Genomic DNA, 18,666 nt, shown 5'->3' with positions numbered 1-18,666 from the left:
ATCAGAGCTTGAACGAAGCCAATTCATCGTCGCCTTGAACCGCGAGATCTTCGTCGCCGCCGTGGTCTTCTTTAACCTCAACCTCGCCGATCAAAGTTTGCCAAGCGGTGCCGGGGTTTTGCTCCAAGACCGCCAAGAGATTGATGAAAGCCGTGATTGTGGTGCGGGGCGTGCGGAAAAAGCTGTCACCAATCCGATTGGCGCAGTGCTCCATGAATTGCTGGACAGCTTCGTCAGGCAGCAGATACTTATCCGCATCACCGCCTGCGTAGACATGACGGATCTTGGTCAAAAGCACATAGAAGTCTTCCGCAGTGAGGCTCGAAAGTCGCACCACAGGTCCGGAGAAGTCGACCAGACCTTCCTTGGCAAACGCATTTTGGGCCAAGCGACTTTGAAGCGCTTGGTAGCTGTAAACACCGCGCCGGGGATCCATCAAGAATTCAGGCGTGCCACCCAACACGAAGCCAAGACCCACTGCCGTGCCTTGGAAGGAGTCATTGAGCATGCGCAAGATCTGCTCGTAGTTCGAGTTGCGCGCTTGGGCATTAGCAAGCTTATAGAGATTGACGAGCTCGTCCAGGCAAACCAGAAGGCCGCTAAAGCCGGCCAGGCGCACAAAGCGCCCCATCAGCTTGAGCTGATCGTAGACCGAGGCATCATCGACAATCGAGCGCACACCAAGCGCAGCTTTGGCGTCGGTCTTGGTGGAGAACTCGCCACGCAGCCAGCGAATGGCATCGGATTTGAGTTGCTCATTGCCTTGTTCGAAGCCCTTGCAATAAGCCGCAATGACATCAGCGAAGTCATAGCCGTTAACGAGTTCCGTCAGCTGCTCAAGCTTGGCGCGGATGACTTGTTCGGTGGGAACATTCTTTGCTTTGGCTTCGGTCTTGGCGGTCGCGATGAATTTCTCAACGACCCCTGGCAGCGCGCCACCGTCCGGCTTGGTGCGCGTGGCCAAGTTGCGCATCAGCTCTGCGTAAAGCGAACGGGCCTGGCCACCGGAGGCATGCAAGCGCCGATCGGGATTGAGGTCAGCGCTGGCGACGACGAGCTTGCGCTCCATGGCAATGGCGCGCACCAGATTGAGGAAGAAGGTCTTGCCAGCACCGTATTCGCCAACGACCAGTCGGAACGAGGAGCCGCCATCGGCCAGGCGATCAATGTCGCTGACTAGCGTTTCGACTTCGCGAATGCGCCCAACCTGGATCAGGTGTTGACCCGCACGAGGCACGACACCTGCACGCAATGACTGGATGACCGCATCACGATCCTTGGCACGAATAGGGTTGCTCATTGCTCTATTTTCTCGATGAACTCTGGGTTGATCTCCACCGGATCGTCTCCTTCAGAGAATGGGATGTCATAAGCATCAAACGATGCATCATTAATGTGTTCAAGTGCGCCGTCGAGCATCAGCTCCAGATCCGAAGCGCCATCTTCCAGTTCGGAGCGCGTCCAGTTGGGTCGGGAGAGCATGAGGCGCAGCAGTGCGCTATGCGCTTCATCCAAACCCAACAGGCCAGGAGTAGAAGCAGCTTCTTGACTGGGGAGCGGCAGTGCTTGGGGCTCGATGATGGGTTCAGGCACATCTTCGGTAAAGATGCCAGCCAAGAGGGCAGAGACCTTGGCGGTATCGTGTTGGAGTTCGGCAATACGTTTGGGGTCCAGGCGAAACTGCTTGGCTGGCTCTGCCTTGGTGGCGCTTCTTCCAGCGCTCACTGCATGGACATCACTAAAGACGCGCTTGGTCTCCACGCCGAGTGTCTTGTAAACCTTCTCCAAGAAGCGCATTTCGTCTGGCGAGACCGTGCCGTCGCTTTGCGCAAGGCTTGCCATGGAGGCCGCGATCGTTTCTTTGGTGGTTTGATCCAACGGGTCGAGCTTTTTCTTGAGCGAGGCAAGGGTGATGGGCGCTAGGCTCAGCCACACAAGATGCGCACGAAGGCGCTTGTGGTCGGCGGGACTGAGGTGACTCCATGCATCAATCTCTCGGCCAAGATGTTCGATTTCGTGTGCACTGAAATCGCCATCGGCCTGTGCAACGGTGGAAGCAAGTTGCAAGGTCAACAGTGCGATTTGATACGCGCTACTTTGGGCTTGATGGGTTTGGCCGGGCAACAACGCGAAGAGGACCACAGGATCAGCATCGCTGGGCGCCCGCGCGCCTTCAAGCACGTTGGGCTCCATGCCGATGTGAGCCGCCTCAAGCGTCCTGGCAAGGTCTCGGATCTTCTCGCGGTTGAGCTCTCCTCCATCGTTGCCAAAGCGATCGGCAAGCTGAGTCAGGGGCAGGGTGATCGCACGGCCTTGAACTTCGTCCACCAGCAATTGGAGCGCTGCTTTGCGCGGGGCAGGCCAAATGCTGGTTGGCAGATGTAGCAGTCCTTCTAGCGTAGTTCGAGCCTCGGGGTTCTTGTTGAGCAAGCGACTGAGCGGGCCAAGTTCATCCGTGCATTGCTGGACGATTTCGTTGAGTTTCTTGATGGGCGCTGTGAGCGCGGTGACATCCGGTGTCTCGCCAAAGGTCTTGGGCTTGAAGCTGGTGCCATAAAAAGCAGGAGAAAAGGTTTGTCTTGAAAATTTAAGCTTGGTGCGGTTCTTGGGTAGGACCAATCCCGCGTCAAAAAGCTCCCGGTAGCGCTCAACGAAGAGCTGATCGAATTCTTCTGCGCAGCGCGTTGTGGCAGTTCTGAGGGGGATTTCGGGACTGAGGCGCGCCCAGGCAAGAGCTAAACGTGCTGGGATCGGCGCGCGATCCAATGAGCATTGACCCAACGCTAGACGTAGATAAAACGGAAGCTCATGGGTGCGCTGAAAGCGGGGGAGCGGTTTGGTGTAAAGCTTTTCCCCAACGTCATCGAGTTCCATCCAGTCCAGCAAGCCGTTGATCTGGAATCGGATAACGGTGTAGATCTTGCCGTAGGCGGCTTCTAGCTGTCGCAGTGCTGCCTTGATGGCTGGCCAACCCTGCTTTGACTCTGGCTCATCGGCTCCATCGATCAAGACCCGGCGTTCAATGCCATACAAGAACAACATCACGTATCGGTAGTTGCATTCGGGATCGGATCGATCAGAAGCGAGCCAATTGATGTAGGCGCGACGTTCGGTTGCAGATAGGTCTGCGTAGTTTTCCTGGTAGCCGATCGGCTCCCGGTAGTTGCCAGTTGGTGCAACGGTGAGAACGCCATTGACCAAGCTGGGTTCATTCCCACCCCTTGGTGTTGCGAGCTTGACCCCAGAGTAGAACAGTCCGCCCGAGATTTTTACTCCACGAATTTCGATGATCTCGCCCGGCTGCACCCAGCGTGCTTTCTCCCAACCCTCAGGAGGCCTGGGCACAGAAAATTCTTTGGCGGGTGCACTGCCGGCGATGCTGGTGCGATGAAGTTCGTCCGTGGCGTTTGCCGGTTCCGTGCGGGAGGCCGCAGGCAACGGTGGCGGGGTTGATGGCACCTGTGCCTCGTTCGTCGGAATGGGAGCAGGCGGCAACGCAGGTGGCAGTGTTGGGATCGTCTCAACTCTTTCAGCAGTAGGCGTTGGCTGGCTTGCAATCGGCACGATCCCGCGTTGATCTTCGAGTTCGGCGCCGGCCGTAGGTTGAGCCTGCCGAGGTATGGCCGCTTTAGCAGCGACTGCACGCATGGCGTCGAGAAGATTGCTGTTCAGTTGCTGCGGCGATGACGGGGCTTCCGTAGGTGCCGAGGCGATGGTTTGCGCGTCTGGTGTCTTGGTTGTTCCTAGATCGCTTGGACTAGGCGAAGCAGTTGGGCGTGGGCGGCTCGGGGTGGGCACGATGATGCGCGGAGCGTCTGATGCGGCGTCAATGGCTGAGTTCGCTTGCCGACTGATCGATGGTTGCTCAGCCACAGCGCGCATTGCTTCAAGTAAATTGCCGTTGGGCTGCTGAGAGACGGGACGATCTTGAGAATTTCCTGTGGCGCTCGGTTCCAGTGCGGCACGTGTGTCTGACAGAATGATCGGAGACATTTCCGCCTGCCCGGGAGGGGCAGGAGTCGGTGGTGCTACTGGTGTCGTCGGACCGTGCTCGGCAAGGTGTGCCATCGCGGTCCTCAAGTTCCCAGGGCGGTCCTTTGCAGCAAGAGCTGGGTTCTGTGGAGGCGCCGCCTGAGAAGGGGGGGCTGATTGGCTCAACGCTGCAGTCGGTTCCGCAACGCGCTCGCTGGCAACCCGGTTGCTCTGCGAGGGCGATGGAGCGATCGGTGGTTGAGCGGCCTCTAGCATGGAAGAGAGGATCTTCCGATTGGCGCTGGCGGGATCAGCGGCTGTAGAGCCGCGAGGTTTGCTTTGAACTCTCTTTGTTCCCGTCAGTTCCGCTAGGGTGGGCTCACGCACGATCGGGGCGGGCGGCTTCTGCTGAGCTTGCCACTTCACGAAGAGATAAATCCCAAAAGCGACCACAACAGTAACGCCGATAGCAATCCACACTTGCTTAGGCACCATCGCGATGACCGCTAATGCGATCACCAATGCGATCACGGTAAGGTCTGAGCCTTGCTTTTTCCTGCGTCTCGCCACGTGGCCCCCTGCCTACGGCGCATTTCCTAGGCCATTGTAGTGCCCTCAGACACGAGAAAAGCACCCGAGGAGTTTGCTTGGCATATCATCTTGGCGCCTAGGGCAACGGAGACCCGTACCATGTTTAGCCCGATGAGAAGCGCTGCCCAACCGCTATGAGCAAGTCTGGCCAGTAGTAGCAAATTCAAGGGTATTAGGCGTGCCGGGACGCGCCTGCTTGTCCATGCGTGACCCGTCTCATCTCCAAACCACAGGGATGCTGTAATGACCTCCAATTCGAAAACGCCAGCTCACATCTTCTCTTGTTTTTTGCCGGAAAATGAAAATTCTATCGCGCTTGTGGTGGTGCCAAAAAATCCAGCCGATGCGGAAGTTCTTGATCCGACGAAAGCCAGCACAAAGCAGATTGGGAGTAGGTTTTCCCTGGTGCAGGACGACTTGGAGGAGGCTCAGAAAGCCCTTGAAAACATACCGCCGACGGCAACGTCGTTTCACAACAGCCTCGTTGCTTTCTTTGATATCGCATCGGGCGCAAAGGTAATTAAGTTCTATTGGATTGATGGTTCAAAAAAAAGGCATCTTCTTACCTATCGAGTATGGATGCAGGGAAATTTGGTCAAGTTTCAAAAAACACAAAGCATTATCTCAGCCACTGGCGTTGCTCAGGCCTTAGGCACTGAGATAGTCAACGAGAGGTCACGGCTTGACGCTTCGGTTTCTGTTTCACCGAAGTCTTCACTACCGGATCCTTTTGGGAAAAAACGCTGAGGGGGATTGTTGAGATGGTTTTTGGCACGCCGCTGATGGGCTGGGCCTGCCAAAGTGAGAAGCGGGGATCGGAAATGCGATGCGCGTATTCTTGCCAGTGCGCGATGCAAATCTCCGTTGCCTCGTCTGCATTGGCTTTGGCTTGCTGAGGGGGAACACGACTGAGAGCAGCTAGATAGGCTTGGTTCCAAAATTCTTCGATGGTCATGGTAGGAGTGTAGTGAGAACGATGGCTTAGAACTAACGGAAATTTTTATCCTGTCAATGCCTTGGCTTGTATTTGCCAGCGCGCTGATGATCAACCAAAACTTAGCTTCAGCTCCACTCGCATCAACCGTGACCAAGAAATAATGATGTTGGATCGTCAAGTTCTACAAATTGATCCTCCCCCTGAGCGGGGAAGTGAAGTGACCCTGTTTAGCGCTCATGCAAGCGCTCAAAATCTCGTTGTCTTAGGCGATCCAGGTTCTGGGAAAAGCTCGCTATTCAAGGCTTATTCCGCCAAAGAAGGCGGATGCTACTTCACTGTTAGAGACTTCCTCAACACGCCCTCTGACGAAGTCCCGCGTGATCAGATTCTTTGGATTGACGCGCTCGATGAGACACGCTCGGGACGATCCGACCAATCCACCATCGACCAGCTGACGCGAAAGCTAGCGATGATCCGGCCCAAAGGCATGCGATTATCCTGCCGTGTGGCGGACTGGCTGGATAAGACTGACCTGGCGGCGTTGCGGCCTTACTTCAACAAGTCAGGCGCGGCCACTGTAGTTCGGCTTCTTGCTCTCACAAAAAGCGAGCAGATGAGCGTGCTTGCAAGCAGCTGCTATGACGATGCTGAGCGCTTTGTTGAAGAAGCCATTCGGCGACAACTCGGCCCCTTGCTGGAAAACCCTCATACCCTGCTGATGCTCGCCAAGGTGGTCCGGCGAGGAAATTGGCCATTAAGCCAGACGGAACTCTTTGATCGCGCAGTGTTGCTTTTGCTTGATGAGCAAAACCCTCTTCATGCTGAGAAAGACTTGGGGCCGGGTCGGTTCACGGCCAAGGAGCTTCTCAGTGCAGCAGGAGCTTTGTGTGCGTTACGCTTGCTATCAGATTGCCAAGGCTTCTCACTTGCTGCGAGCTCCGATGACGAAAGCATCGCTTGCTACAGGGAGATCGATTTAGGGATGGTCTGATCAACGGCGTCGGAGGATGAGCCTAACCACATCGGCCAGGCCGACGGCGCTCAGATCCTCGATTTTTTGCCGTTTCCGGCGCGTTTGCAGGGTGTTGCCCGCGTTACAGGCGCACGCTCCCCATAGCAGGCATCAACTGCTTTCGCTTTATCCACAGATTGGAGAGCGCAAACAGCGTCAGCACCTGCGCGGTGTTCTTCGCCAAGCCGCGATAGCGGACCTTGGTGTAACCGAACTGGCGCTTGATCACCCGGAACGGATGCTCCACCTTCGCACGCACGCTGGCCTTGAAGTGTTCCCAACGCTGTTCCCGAGCACGCTCCCGCTTGTTGCCGATGGCTTGCAGCACCGAACGCTTGGCAGCAATGAAGAATGCAGCCTCGCAGTCCTGCAGTTCTTCGCGCTTATCCGCACCGGTGTAGCCGCTGTCGCCGAACACGCTGTCTTCTTTGCCATGCAGCAACGTGTGCGTCACCGTGACATCGGCGACGTTGGCCGCTGTGCAATGGACGTGGTGCACCAACCCGGAAAATTCATCCACGCCGATGTGCGCCTTCATCCCGAAATACCACTGATTGCCCTTCTTTGTCTGATGCATCTCAGGGTCGCGCGCATGGTCGGCATTCTTGGTCGAACTGGGCGCCGCGATCAGCGTCGCATCGACGATCGTGCCCGACCGCAGGCTCTGGCCCTTGCGCGCCAGATGCGCGTTGACCGCTTCCAGCATCCGCGCGGCAAGGCCATGGGCCTCCAACAGGCGGCGAAAGTTGAGAATCGTGGTCTCGTCTGGAACGTTGTCCAAGCCACCGAGCTGAGCAAACCGCCGCAAGGTCGGGATCTCGTGCAGTGCTTCTTCCATCGCCGGATCGCTCAACGCATACCACTGCTGCAGCAGATGAATCCGCAACATCGTCGCCAGTGCGTACGGCTGCCGACCTGGCCGCCCCGAGACCGGATAGTGCGGCGCGACCAGCCCGAGCAGTTGCTGCCACGGCACGACCTGCTCCATCTCGGCCAGGAAGATCTCCCGGCGGGTCTGCTTGCGCTTGCCCAGGCCCTCAGCGTCACCGAACGTCAGTTGCATGGATCACTCCTCAACATCAGGCGGGTAGTGTCGCGTATCTGTGGTGCGTTGTTCAGAGGTTCCTTAGCGCCCAAGGCTGAGCTTTACGCGGCATTGAGTCGGCGAGCCTTCGTCTCAATCGGTCAGGGAGGGGTGGACTACACCCATCGCACGATTGCTGAGTTCCTCGCAGCACGCTACCTCGTTAGGCAGCTTTCATCCGGGTTCTCACTGGGTCGCTTGCTTGCATTGCTTGGAATTGAGGAACGCCCACCTACCGCGCTTCGTGGCTTGTTTGCTTGGCTGGTCACCCTCGTAGCTGACCCGACGCCTTTGATGGATTACGACCCGGTTGGTGTGCTGCTCTATGGAGATGTATCTAATTGGTCGTCAGCCAATCGGCTGAGATTGGTGCACGCGCTAGCGAGTCACAGCAAGCAAGACCCTTGGTTCTTGTCTCGCCGCCATTTGCCAGATACAGCCAAAGCCTTAGCTGATTCCGCTCTGACAGGGCAATACCAGCATCTGTTGACGTCATCGGAAAGCAGCTTGTCTTTGCGCCTATTTGTGCTGTCGCTGCAAAAAGGCGGCCGGATATTGCCAGGCTTTACGGCAATCCTCAAAGCACTCGTGCGGGATGTTAAGGCGCATTACGCATTGCGAGTTTTAGCAATGGAAGTGCTCCATGAAGGCGACGACGCTTCGCGGCACGCTTTGCTTGCTGCCTATTCTCACTTAGGGAACCTCTGAACAACGCACCACAGATACGCGACACTACCCGCCTGATGTTGAGGAGTGATCCATGCAACTGACGTTCGGTGACGCTGAGGGCCTGGGCAAGCGCAAGCAGACCCGCCGGGAGATCTTCCTGGCCGAGATGGAGCAGGTCGTGCCGTGGCAGCAACTGCTCGGGCTGGTCGCGCCGCACTATCCGGTCTCGGGGCGGCCAGGTCGGCAGCCGTACGCACTGGCGACGATGTTGCGGATTCATCTGCTGCAGCAGTGGTATGCGTTGAGCGATCCGGCGATGGAAGAAGCACTGCACGAGATCCCGACCTTGCGGCGGTTTGCTCAGCTCGGTGGCTTGGACAACGTTCCAGACGAGACCACGATTCTCAACTTTCGCCGCCTGTTGGAGGCCCATGGCCTTGCCGCGCGGATGCTGGAAGCGGTCAACGCGCATCTGGCGCGCAAGGGCCAGAGCCTGCGGTCGGGCACGATCGTCGATGCGACGCTGATCGCGGCGCCCAGTTCGACCAAGAATGCCGACCATGCGCGCGACCCTGAGATGCATCAGACAAAGAAGGGCAATCAGTGGTATTTCGGGATGAAGGCGCACATCGGCGTGGATGAATTTTCCGGGTTGGTGCACCACGTCCATTGCACAGCGGCCAACGTCGCCGATGTCACGGTGACGCACACGTTGCTGCATGGCAAAGAAGACAGCGTGTTCGGCGACAGCGGCTACACCGGTGCGGATAAGCGCGAAGAACTGCAGGACTGCGAGGCTGCATTCTTCATTGCTGCCAAGCGTTCGGTGCTGCAAGCCATCGGCAACAAGCGGGAGCGTGCTCGGGAACAGCGTTGGGAACACTTCAAGGCCAGCGTGCGTGCGAAGGTGGAGCATCCGTTCCGGGTGATCAAGCGCCAGTTCGGTTACACCAAGGTCCGCTATCGCGGCTTGGCGAAGAACACCGCGCAGGTGCTGACGCTGTTTGCGCTCTCCAATCTGTGGATAAAGCGAAAGCAGTTGATGCCTGCTATGGGGAGCGTGCGCCTGTAACGCGGGCAACACCCTGCAAACGCGCCGGAAACGGCAAAAAATCGAGGATCTGAGCGCCGTCGGCCTGGCCGATGTGGTTAGGCTCATCCTCCGACGCCGTTGATCAGACCATCCTTAGGTAGCTCTGAAGATGACTTGCGGTTACGTAGCGCTTGTCTTCATGCTCATCTTGGAGATGGACTAGACGCTAAGGATTTTATCGCGTTCTGGGATGATCTTGAATCGTATGAAGAGCAACTCCCGATTGGAATCACGATTGGGTTACTAGATCATGTGGACTCTTCGGTGGCAAAGGCGATTTTGGAGCAAATTCAAGGTCGTGCGATTCCTAATTCATCAGTCTTTGCAAGCAGGCGTGGACCACGTGAAGCATCACGGCTCTACGAGCAACTTGTCGCCGTCACCTTACCAGTCACCACTGATCCACAGCAAGCCTATGACTGGTTCAAATCCTATATGCGCCGCGCTCAGAGTCACGGTCAAGCCGGCGCGCTGGATAAAGCGTTCAAGGCATTTCCCGATTTAGGGCGGAAATTGCTCTGCGCAGCGTTGACGTATGCCGACTTTTCCTCTACTAGCGACACATCTTGGGTTCGCTTCATCCATGCGATGAGGTCTTGGCTGGATCCAGACGACACGCTCAACGAAATGCTTCAAGCGGTGTGTGTTGCTTCTGGCGAGCGAAGATCCTTGATCTATAAGGCAGCCTTGAATGAGTCCTTGCGTCTGGGGGATAAAGCAGCCGAGCAAAGCGCTGAGTTTTCCGCCTTGGAGCGACGTCCCCCCAATTTTGAGTAGCGCCTCAGTTTGGAGTCCAATTCCCTACCCCGAGGAGATTGGACGTGAAGAAACGTTTTACTGACGAGCAGGTCATCGGCTTTCTGCGCGAAGCCGAAAGCGGCGTCGCCATCAAGGACCTGTGCCGGCGGCATGGCTTCAGCGAGGCCTCGTACTACCTGTGGCGCAGCAAGTTCGGTGGGATGAGCGTGCCCGATGCCAAGCGGCTCAAGGACCTAGAGTCCGAGAACGCGCGGCTGAAGAAGTTGCTGGCCGAGCAGTTGTTCGAGAACGACCTGATCAAGGATGCACTGCGAAAAAAGTGGTAAGCGCACCGGCGCGTCGGACGCTGGTGCGCGAATGGATCGGGCGTGGTGCCAGCGAGCGTCGTGCGTTGGCAGTGATCGGCATGAGCGCCAGTGCACTGCGGTATTGCCCGCGCGAAGATCGCAATGGCGAACTGCGCGAACGCATCTGTGCGTTGGCACATCGCCATCGCCGCTATGGCGTGGGAATGATCTATCTCAAATTGCGGCAAGAAGGGCGCATCGTGAACTACAAGCGTGTGGAACGGTTGTACCGCGAGCAGCAGCTGCAAGTGCGCCGCCGCAAGCGCAAGAAGGTCCCAATAGGCGAGCGTCAACCGCTGCTGCGGCCATCGCAGGCCAACCAGGTGTGGTCGATGGACTTTGTGTTCGACCGCACCGCCGAAGGCCGGGTGATCAAGTGTCTGGTGATCGTGGACGATGCAACCCACGAAGTGGTCGCCATCGAAGTGGAGCGCGCGATCTCCGGGCACGGGGTGACGCGCGTGCTGGACCGACTGGCGCACAGTCGCGGTTTGCCGAAGGTGATCCGCACTGACAACGGCAAGGAGTTTTGCGGTAAGGCGATGGTCGCTTGGGCGCATGCCCGTAATGTGCAACTACGGCTCATCCAGCCAGGCAAACCGAACCAGAACGCCTACGTCGAATCCTTCAACGGCCGACTGCGCGACGAATGCCTCAACGAGCACTGGTTCCCGACGTTACTGCACGCGCGCACCGAAATCGAACGCTGGCGACGCGAATACAACGAGGACCGACCCAAGAAAGCAATCGGCGGCATGACCCCGGCTGCTTATGCCCAACATCTGGCAAACACCGATATCATCAACCCCGGACTCTAAACCAGGCCGCTACTCAGGGCGGGGGGACGTCGGGGGACTAGCAACAACGGAGAGCAAGTGGCCCAGCTTCCAGGATGACAGTCACCTGATTTTCGCCGGGCGAGGGTTAGCGTCATTCCACGGTTCGAAATGGTCAAGATATGAAAATATTCATCAGTTCGCTTATCACGGGTATGGAAGCCGAGCGTGCGGCAGTCAAGCAGGCCATCGAGCTTCTCGGTCATCAAGCCATCATGGCGGAGGATTTCGGCGCCCGAGCCAGCTCTCCCCAAGTCGCATGTCTGAGTGGCGTGCGCGATGCGGATCTTGTCATCCTCGTTCTTGGACCGCGCTACGGGACCAAGCAGGCAGGAGGCGTTTCAGCAACGCACGAAGAGGTGCATGAGGCCCGGAGCCGCAAGCCACTTCTGATGTTCGTGCAGTCCGGCGTTGAAGCGGAACCGGATCAAGCCGAACTAATTAAGGAGATTGGCAAGTGGCAAGGTGGTCAGCTCTGGGATGGCTTTGTCTCAGCGGATGACCTGGGGCAAAAGGCAACTCGCGCCATCCATCGGTTCCAGCTGACGCAGGCCGTGGCGCTCCTCGATCCCACAGGATTGCGCGATCGTGCACTGGCGCTCTTCCCACGGATCGAGCGCGGCTATCAGCAAAGTGGCACGGTCTTGCAGCTTGCTGTTGCAGCTGGACCGGACACAACAGTGCTTCGCCCCGCCGAGATGGAAGCCCAGCCCCTTCTGGAGGCCATGCAACAGCATGCGCTCTTCGGAAAACCCTCCATTTTTGATCGTGGCTTGGGGATGCAGTCGCGCTTAGAGGGAGACGCGTTGCTCTTGGCCCAAGAAGGTCCACGCAGCGAAGGTGCGTCGATCCGGCTCTGGCCGAATGGGGATGTGCTCCTGAGCTTGCCCGTGCCACCTCCCGAGCGCGACATGGGGCTATCGGTGGTCTTGGAAGAAAGCGTCGCAGAGAAGCTTGAAGCGGCGATCGCCTATGCCGCTTGGCTTCTGGGTCAGATTGACCCTACCGAACGGCTTACCCACGTGGTGCCGGCAGTGCGATTAATCGGAGAGCACGCCGGCGCTTGGAGGACTCGCGCTGAGCACGACGCCAGCCCGAACAGCATGCAAGTGCCTTGGCGACAGGGTGAGCACCAAGAGCCCATGCTTCTTTCGCCACCACATCAAGTCAGGCAGGCGCTGTCCATGGACGCGCAGCGCATCGTAGAAGACCTGGTCGTGCTCTTGCGCCGCCGCTGGATCAACTGACGTCCAACATGACGTCAACCGGGAGAAATCGATGAGCATTCCCGCACAAGCTTTTGCAGATCGGCTTCCCAATGACCTATCACCTGGCAGCATCTTTCTGTTCCGAGAGAGTTGGGCAATGTTGGTCAACAATCAGCAGGAAGAAGGCGACCCTGTTCTCGCTTTCTTGATGCTCCAAGGCGAGCGCGCAGGTTCGCTCTTCAAGGTAGGAGAGGGCATGACTCGATGTCTGACTCTGGCTGAGCCGTTCGGATGGTTCGCATCAGTGAAAGAGGTAGCGCTCCCAGCACATGACGTGGTGGATACCGCATCACTATCACTTACGCCACATGGGCCGGTGGTGGTTGGTCAAATGCCCAGCCAATGGGGGGACGGCGACAAGATCGCGTTTGGCATGGATGGACAGCCCCGTAGTGTCCATCCCCGTGGCGCGGTTAAGCGCTTTGCTACATGGAGCGCTGAGCTCTCCCATCCGTCTCGGCCTTTCGTTAGCTTGAGACGCATCTTTGAGGTCGATCGAACTGCTCGCTAGTTCCATCAGTTAGGCAACGAAAGCAGCGAAAAATAGTGATCCCAAAGGCCTTGCGCTTCTCGAAATCTAGAGAAAGTGTTTCTCCAACATCAGGAGAAACGCATGGCCATCTACCACACCCGCATCAAAACTTATAGCCGATCAAAGGGGCACTCTGCGATCGCAGCTGCGGCCTATCGCGGCGGCTACTTGCTCACCGATCCCAAGTCGGACGCTCGCCACGACTACCGGGGTAGGGCAGGCATCATCCAATCGCGTTGCATGGCGCCACTTGGTTCGCCTGCATGGGCCGATGACCCGCAAGCACTTTGGGCCGCTGCAGAAGCCGCAGAGCGACGCTGCAACAGCACCGTGTGTCGCGACTTCGCCATCGCGCTGCCGCACGAGCTTGATGACCCAAAGCGCTGGGACCTTACCCTGGATATCGCACATCGCCTGATTGAGCGCTTTGGCTTTGCCCTGCAAGCGAGTCACCATCGCCCGACCAAAGACGATCCTCGCTACTTCTACGCCCATCTGCTTGCAACAACCAGGCGCATGCAAGCCTCTGGCTTGACCCAGAAGACGCGGGTGCTCGATGGGCGCATCAATGGCAAGGAGGAAATCGAATGGATCCGCGCCATGATCGCTCATCGGATCAATGCACACCTTGAACAGGCTGGCATCGGCAAGGCGGTTGAGCATCGGCCCTTGACGGAACGCTTGGAAGCGATGAGAGGCAACGGGATCTTTGTCCAAGGACAAGCAAGCTTTGAGCAGCTTCTGTCCCGCTACCGCCAAGAGGGGCGACTGTTGAGCGTGCCGGATGGCCATACGGCGGAACAGGCCCAGCGAGAGCGCCCTGGGCCAGGCATGGATACTTCTGTTGATCAGGCTTCGGTGGCGCAGATGCCTATGCCGACATCCGTTGGCAGACTCAGTTCAAATAAGGACGACGAAGCTCTGTCAACAATGCAAGTAGATCGAAGCGGCCATCAAGATACGCATTGAGGGCGTCGGTCATGTGCTGATCAATGCCAAAGCCAGCCGCGTTTTGTTGGGCGATCCAGCCTTCGACATGGGTCTGGCGGAGTTGATGCTCTTGATGGTCGAGGAGCGTAGCGAGGGAGTGGACGGCAGAAGTCATAATGACGAATCCAGTGTTGTGGTTCTTCGATTCGTAGCAGAGAAGTCTTCGCCGTCAAGCCCAGTCGCCTAGCGCAATTGTCGCTCGGTCAGAGCTTCAATTTTTCGTTGACCGCCTGACTGACCAACTCATACCACTTGTTCATCTCGGTCTCGTTGCCGAACTTGATCGTCCAAACGGGATGATCGATGTCGCGAACATTGAGCGTCAGCGTGCCCTCGCGGTTGTAGTTGTGCCAGTGCTTTTCCCAGGACCGTACATCGCTCAGTGCATATGCCTTGATGCGACTTCCTGCCTTGAACTTGATCATGGCGCGTGCTGTCGACACGGCAATGCGCGTGTTCTTGTAGCCGTGGAATCGTTGGAAGTCATGGTCAAATGTTGCGTTGTCACTGCGCGTTTTCACCGTCTTAGCAAGCACCAAGAAGATCGCGGCGCAGCCAGCCAAGAAGACCAGGGTAAGAAAAGTGCCGACGGTCATGCGAATTCCTGAGGAATGGATGGTGTCACCGTTGATCGCCAACGGTGGTTATTGGACGCGACCAGTGATTTTCCAAGTGCCGCCCATCTTGGTGAACGAGTAAACCCCGTCCATCTGATTGCCAAAGTCGCGATCCATGGCTCTGACCTTGGCCGTTACGTCACAGGTGTAGCTGGGCGCACCTTCCGCCTTCGTGCACTGGTTGCTTTCGAAGTCTTCAATACGCGCCTTTTCGTTGCTGTTGTCTTGGACGAACAGCAGGAATGCATGCTCTCGCTCAGACTGCGAGGGGCCACCGGAAGAGCAGCTGGCCAAACAGACCGACATCAGGCCAACCAGCGCCAAGCAAAGCTTTGACATGTGCATCTCCAAAAGAAGAAGAGAAAAGCGCGTATGGGTCCACCAACCTGGCAGCTTTGGAGAGCCCCGGATTGCCGGCATGCTCAATGGTTGCATGCCTCCGCACACCGGCAGGAATGACCGGTGTTGGAGCTTGGCAGTCGCAGTTGATTGGCTGACGGAACCATGTTACTGATAAAGTAACAGACAAGGCAAGTCGGAGACCTCATGCTCAAACACGTCATTGCATGCTTGTGGTCACATTTTGGATCTGGACGACGCTCGTCTCATCTTCGCCAACCGCCTCCGTCACGCGCGCCAGAAGGCCGAGCTGACTCAAGAAGCCTTGGGTGTTGCCGCTGGACTGGCAACTGAGGTGGCCAGGACGCGCATCAATCGCTACGAGAAGGGCGTCAACGAGTGCGATTTACGCACCGCCAAGCGCTTGGCCGACGCCCTTGGCATGCCACTGGCTGCCTTCTTCGCCGAGACCGATGAGGTGGCAGACGCCATCCAGGCGCTCGCGAAGCTCTCCGTCGAGGAGCAGCGAAAGGTCGTGGCCGAATTGCAGCTCAAAGCCCAGGGCAGCAATCAGCCTAGCCCATAGTGCGGGGGGCCTTACTGCGGTCCTGGCATGCGTGCAGGTCAGACAATTCCTACACAAATGCCAATGCCCATCCGATCTGAGCGGGTGGTGTGATCCTGTAATCTTGCGAGCGGACGGTCGTTTTCAAACAAGCCAGGGATCACAGATGGAAGGCAGCGCGTCATGACCGGCAAGACCAAGCTCAGCGTCGCCATCGTGCTCTTGCTTCTTGCCCTCACCGCAGGCATCTACCTCTCCGGTCAGTTGATCCTGATGCTGTTGAAGGTGGCTGGGCCGCTTAGCGTCGGCACCTATTGGTCTTACGTCAAAGCCCTCGACCTTCCCCAGTTCGCTCCCTATGCCACCAAGATCAAGCTGGCTGGTGCCCTCGGCTTCGGCGTGCCGCTCCTGGCCTGGTTCGCACTGCTGATTCCACTGTTCAAGCCAAAGGCCGCCGCCTTGCATGGCGACGCCCGCTTTGCCTCGGGCAGTGATCTGGCCAAGAAGGACATGCTCAAACCGTCGCCAACCGGGATCGTGGTCGGCAAGCACGGCGGCAAGCTGGTGCGCCTACCTGGGCAACAGTTTGTGATCCTGGCCGCGCCCACGCGTTCGGGCAAGGGCGTGGGCATCGTCATTCCCAATCTGCTCGACTACCAAGGCTCCGTGGTGGTCCTGGACATCAAGCAGGAAAATTTCGACCTGACTTCCGGCTGGCGCAAGAGCCAAGGCCAGGAGGTCTTTTTGTTCAACCCCTTTGCCGAAGACGGGCGCACCCACCGTTGGAATCCACTGAGCTACATCTCGCCCGATCCGGCGTTTCGCGTGTCGGATCTGATGAGTGTTGCGGCGATGCTCTACCCGGATGGGTCGGATGCCCAGAAGTTCTGGGTGAGCCAGGCCCGCAACGCCTTCATGGCGTTTACGCTCTATTTGTTCGATAGCTTGGACGATCAGATCAAGCGCAAGCACCCGAAAGAGACCTGGATGTTCCCAACCCTTGGGATGCTCTATCGCGTGTCGTCTGGGGATGGGAGTGACTTGAAGGGCTACCTCAAAAAGCTCTCGCAGCGCGACTTCCTGGGCCGGGACGCCAAGACGGCGTTTGACAATTTGCTCTCGCAAGCCGAGGAGACCTTTGCTTCGATCATGGGCACGTTCAAAGAGCCGCTCAACCAGTTCATTAATCCGATTCTCGATGCGGCAACCAGCGACAATGACTTCCTGCTGACTGATGTGCGCAAGAATAAGATGAGCATCTACATCGGCATCCAGCCGAACAAGCTGGTCGAAAGCCGCTTGTTGATCAACCTGCTGTTTAGTCAGCTCATCAACCTCAACACCAAAGAGCTGCCGCAGAATAACCCGGCGCTCAAGCACCAATGCTTACTGCTGATGGATGAGTTCACGTCCATCGGCCGGGTCGACATCATTGCAAGCGCAGTGAGCTACATGGCCGGCTACAACATCCGCTTGCTGCCGATCATCCAGAGCATGGCGCAGCTGGACGCGACCTATGGCAAGGATGTCTCGCGAACGATCATCACCAACCATGCCTTGCAAATCGTCTACGCCCCACGCGAACAGCAAGACGCCAACGACTACTCGGACATGCTGGGCTACACCACGGTGCGCAAGAAGAACAAGTCGCACACCAGTGGCAAGCAAAGCAGTGTGTCCTATTCCGAAACCGAGCAGCGCCGCGCATTGATGCTGCCGCAAGAGTTGAAGGCGATGGGCTTTGACAAGGAAGTCTTCCTCTATGAAGGCATCCCAAGCCCGGTGCTCTGCGAGAAGATCAAGTATTACGAAGATGCCTACTTCACCAAGCGCTTGTTGCCGAGGGTGAAGATTGAAGCCTTACAGATGGTCCCTGCATGAGTGATAGCAAACCTTCCAATGTGCCTCAGAACCGATTGAAGGCTGATGTCAGTCACAGTCAACAGCTGCTGCGTGATCTGGCATTAATCAATGCGCGCACTATGCAGCAGTTGGGGCAATTGCAACCAGGTGCGTTCGTAGCAACGCCTAAGCGCAAGCCCAATCTTCCACGTCCAATGCAACGCCTAGATCAGGAGGCTGTCATGATCCAGAATAACGATTCTTCTCCTGGTTCGATGGGCAAGCGACCGCCAGTGCCACAAGGCTTGCGCGAAAGCTTCAAGGATTACCCCGATCACATTGCGCGGTTGGAAAGCGCACTCCAAGAGTCGGTCGATAAGCCATCGCCGATCACCCCTCCGTTGGAGTTTGCGATCTGGGCGATCGAGGGCTGTATCGATACTTTCATTGACGAGTCACGCGAAAAGCTGCGCATTGCGGAGCAAACGGGTGACCAAGAGGCAATCGCACGAGCGAGGTCAACGCATCTGCTTATGCTTCACAGCGCCGCTAAGGGCGCATGGAAGGGACAGGACTTGATGGATTATTTTGGCTTCCCGAGTTCGAAGTATCCCAATGGTCAAAGCCAGCGCACCGATCAGGATGTTCAAATGACACAGGAAAATTCTCCTTCATCTGGCTTGATTGGCGAATATCCTCCCGTTCCCGAAGGGTTGCAGAAAATTTTTCAGGAATACCCTGGATATATGGATAGATTGAAATCGGCCCTCAAAGAGTCGGTGGATAGTCCGTCATTGGTCACTCCTCCTCTTGAAATTGCAATATGGAACCTAGAAGGTTGCTTGGATTCCATCTTGGGTGAGGTCAACAGGGAGCTTAGGGAAGCTGAGAAGGACGGTGACCCGGTAAAATTGGCGGCGGCCGAGAAAAAGCGTAGGCAGCTTGGGCCTGCGGGGTTCAGTCACAACTGGAAAGGCAGCAATATGCTTGCCTACTTCGAAGAACGCACGCCTGCGCCAACCTTTCCTGGCAGGGGGAATTCCGACATGTTCAAGCGCGATAATGAAAAAAAACTACTTCCGCCTCCCGTGCCGCAGAGCTTGCGTGAACTACTCGCAGACTACCCCGAGCTGATCCAAAGTCTTCAGGAAGTTCTCGATGCGTACATCAAGAAACCTTACATTTTAATGCCATTTGAAGGCGCCATTTGGGC

Annotated in this window: 15 protein-coding genes and 2 pseudogenes; 12 read left to right on the top strand and 5 right to left on the bottom strand. The window is 57.1% G+C overall.

The annotated features are described in order from the left end of the window. Nucleotide 1 precedes the first annotated feature (1 nt). Both ACCQ01_RS17180 and ACCQ01_RS17175 read right to left on the bottom strand, forming a co-directional pair. Nucleotides 2-1,300, bottom strand: coding sequence for an ATP-binding protein (locus ACCQ01_RS17180; protein WP_228430984.1), 1,299 nt, complete (start codon nucleotides 1,298-1,300; stop codon nucleotides 2-4). Further along, nucleotides 1,297-4,503 carry a tellurite resistance TerB family protein gene (locus ACCQ01_RS17175; protein WP_228430982.1) on the bottom strand — a complete coding sequence of 1,069 codons (3,207 nt, stop codon included), beginning with the start codon at nucleotides 4,501-4,503 and terminating at the stop codon, nucleotides 1,297-1,299. Before ACCQ01_RS17175 ends, ACCQ01_RS17180 begins: the two co-directional genes overlap by 4 nt. A gap of 303 nt (nucleotides 4,504-4,806) precedes the next feature. Between ACCQ01_RS17175 and ACCQ01_RS17170 the strand changes: the two genes are divergently transcribed. Beyond that, the gene (locus tag ACCQ01_RS17170) at nucleotides 4,807-5,310 is read left to right on the top strand and encodes a hypothetical protein (protein WP_228430980.1); all 504 of its coding nucleotides are present in this window, start codon (nucleotides 4,807-4,809) and stop codon (nucleotides 5,308-5,310) included. A 353-nt stretch (nucleotides 5,311-5,663) separates the two neighbouring features. Beyond that, complete coding sequence (locus tag ACCQ01_RS17165) at nucleotides 5,664-6,491, top strand: NACHT domain-containing protein (RefSeq protein WP_228430978.1); 828 nt, start codon at nucleotides 5,664-5,666, stop codon at nucleotides 6,489-6,491. A 103-nt stretch (nucleotides 6,492-6,594) separates the two neighbouring features. Here ACCQ01_RS17165 and ACCQ01_RS17160 read toward each other — a convergent pair whose 3' ends face one another. Further along, the gene (locus tag ACCQ01_RS17160) at nucleotides 6,595-7,575 is read right to left on the bottom strand and encodes an IS5 family transposase (protein ID WP_129589008.1); all 981 of its coding nucleotides are present in this window, start codon (nucleotides 7,573-7,575) and stop codon (nucleotides 6,595-6,597) included. A 132-nt stretch (nucleotides 7,576-7,707) separates the two neighbouring features. On the opposite strand from ACCQ01_RS17160, the gene ACCQ01_RS17155 reads away from it, so the two are divergent. The 7 genes and pseudogenes from ACCQ01_RS17155 to ACCQ01_RS17125 all read left to right on the top strand — a co-directional run bounded on the left by ACCQ01_RS17155 (nucleotide 7,708) and on the right by ACCQ01_RS17125 (nucleotide 14,069). Continuing rightward, a complete protein-coding gene (locus ACCQ01_RS17155) occupies nucleotides 7,708-8,304 on the top strand; it encodes a hypothetical protein (RefSeq protein WP_372358816.1) in 597 nt (198 codons plus the stop codon). Nucleotides 8,305-8,356: 52 nt separating this feature from the next. Continuing rightward, entirely contained in the window at nucleotides 8,357-9,337 is a 981-nt protein-coding gene (locus tag ACCQ01_RS17150; RefSeq protein WP_129589008.1) for an IS5 family transposase, read from the top strand. A gap of 99 nt (nucleotides 9,338-9,436) precedes the next feature. Then, complete coding sequence (locus ACCQ01_RS17145; protein ID WP_372358815.1) at nucleotides 9,437-10,135, top strand: hypothetical protein; 699 nt, start codon at nucleotides 9,437-9,439, stop codon at nucleotides 10,133-10,135. A 44-nt stretch (nucleotides 10,136-10,179) separates the two neighbouring features. Then, a pseudogene (locus ACCQ01_RS17140) lies at nucleotides 10,180-11,282 on the top strand (IS3-like element IS1404 family transposase). A gap of 140 nt (nucleotides 11,283-11,422) precedes the next feature. Next, on the top strand, nucleotides 11,423-12,547 hold the full coding sequence (locus ACCQ01_RS17135; RefSeq protein ID WP_076038849.1) for a DUF4062 domain-containing protein: 1,125 nt from the start codon (nucleotides 11,423-11,425) through the stop codon (nucleotides 12,545-12,547). Between the two features lie 31 nt (nucleotides 12,548-12,578). Then, nucleotides 12,579-13,079 carry a hypothetical protein gene (locus ACCQ01_RS17130; protein ID WP_076038850.1) on the top strand — a complete coding sequence of 167 codons (501 nt, stop codon included), beginning with the start codon at nucleotides 12,579-12,581 and terminating at the stop codon, nucleotides 13,077-13,079. 102 nt (nucleotides 13,080-13,181) lie between these two features. Beyond that, complete coding sequence (locus tag ACCQ01_RS17125; RefSeq protein WP_076038851.1) at nucleotides 13,182-14,069, top strand: MobA/MobL family protein; 888 nt, start codon at nucleotides 13,182-13,184, stop codon at nucleotides 14,067-14,069. 224 nt (nucleotides 14,070-14,293) lie between these two features. Here ACCQ01_RS17125 and ACCQ01_RS17120 read toward each other — a convergent pair whose 3' ends face one another. Together ACCQ01_RS17120 and ACCQ01_RS17115 are read right to left on the bottom strand one after the other, a co-directional pair. Then, the gene (locus ACCQ01_RS17120; RefSeq protein ID WP_228432349.1) at nucleotides 14,294-14,686 is read right to left on the bottom strand and encodes a DUF4755 domain-containing protein; all 393 of its coding nucleotides are present in this window, start codon (nucleotides 14,684-14,686) and stop codon (nucleotides 14,294-14,296) included. Nucleotides 14,687-14,734: 48 nt separating this feature from the next. After that, on the bottom strand, nucleotides 14,735-15,052 hold the full coding sequence (locus tag ACCQ01_RS17115) for a hypothetical protein (RefSeq protein WP_029820095.1): 318 nt from the start codon (nucleotides 15,050-15,052) through the stop codon (nucleotides 14,735-14,737). 238 nt (nucleotides 15,053-15,290) lie between these two features. Between ACCQ01_RS17115 and ACCQ01_RS17110 the strand changes: the two genes are divergently transcribed. From ACCQ01_RS17110 to ACCQ01_RS17100, 3 genes and pseudogenes are all read left to right on the top strand, one after another. Next, complete coding sequence (locus ACCQ01_RS17110; protein WP_017165076.1) at nucleotides 15,291-15,632, top strand: helix-turn-helix domain-containing protein; 342 nt, start codon at nucleotides 15,291-15,293, stop codon at nucleotides 15,630-15,632. Nucleotides 15,633-15,794: 162 nt separating this feature from the next. Then, nucleotides 15,795-17,492, top strand: coding sequence for a type IV secretory system conjugative DNA transfer family protein (locus ACCQ01_RS17105; protein WP_228432351.1), 1,698 nt, complete (start codon nucleotides 15,795-15,797; stop codon nucleotides 17,490-17,492). A gap of 266 nt (nucleotides 17,493-17,758) precedes the next feature. Then, nucleotides 17,759-17,962 (top strand): annotated as a pseudogene (locus tag ACCQ01_RS17100) (hypothetical protein); the annotation flags it as partial. Between the last annotated feature and the right edge of the window lie 704 nt (nucleotides 17,963-18,666).

This window comes from Xanthomonas sp. NCPPB 4037 (assembly GCF_041475695.2).
Lineage (GTDB): Bacteria > Pseudomonadota > Gammaproteobacteria > Xanthomonadales > Xanthomonadaceae > Xanthomonas > Xanthomonas campestris.
The sequence above is the reverse complement of the archived record's forward strand: the minus strand, read 5'-3'. Positions and strand labels throughout refer to the sequence as shown.

What these genes read in the sequence shown, in the direction of transcription:
- ACCQ01_RS17180 (WP_228430984.1), bottom strand. Translation starts at nt 1,300, where the DNA reads ATGAGCAACCCTATTCGTGCCAAGGATCGTGATGCGGTCATCCAGTCA.
- ACCQ01_RS17170 (WP_228430980.1), top strand. Translation starts at nt 4,807, where the DNA reads ATGACCTCCAATTCGAAAACGCCAGCTCACATCTTCTCTTGTTTTTTG.
- ACCQ01_RS17165 (WP_228430978.1), top strand. Translation starts at nt 5,664, where the DNA reads ATGTTGGATCGTCAAGTTCTACAAATTGATCCTCCCCCTGAGCGGGGA.
- ACCQ01_RS17160 (WP_129589008.1), bottom strand. Translation starts at nt 7,575, where the DNA reads ATGCAACTGACGTTCGGTGACGCTGAGGGCCTGGGCAAGCGCAAGCAG.
- ACCQ01_RS17150 (WP_129589008.1), top strand. Translation starts at nt 8,357, where the DNA reads ATGCAACTGACGTTCGGTGACGCTGAGGGCCTGGGCAAGCGCAAGCAG.
- ACCQ01_RS17135 (WP_076038849.1), top strand. Translation starts at nt 11,423, where the DNA reads ATGAAAATATTCATCAGTTCGCTTATCACGGGTATGGAAGCCGAGCGT.
- ACCQ01_RS17130 (WP_076038850.1), top strand. Translation starts at nt 12,579, where the DNA reads ATGAGCATTCCCGCACAAGCTTTTGCAGATCGGCTTCCCAATGACCTA.
- ACCQ01_RS17125 (WP_076038851.1), top strand. Translation starts at nt 13,182, where the DNA reads ATGGCCATCTACCACACCCGCATCAAAACTTATAGCCGATCAAAGGGG.
- ACCQ01_RS17120 (WP_228432349.1), bottom strand. Translation starts at nt 14,686, where the DNA reads ATGACCGTCGGCACTTTTCTTACCCTGGTCTTCTTGGCTGGCTGCGCC.
- ACCQ01_RS17115 (WP_029820095.1), bottom strand. Translation starts at nt 15,052, where the DNA reads ATGCACATGTCAAAGCTTTGCTTGGCGCTGGTTGGCCTGATGTCGGTC.
- ACCQ01_RS17105 (WP_228432351.1), top strand. Translation starts at nt 15,795, where the DNA reads ATGACCGGCAAGACCAAGCTCAGCGTCGCCATCGTGCTCTTGCTTCTT.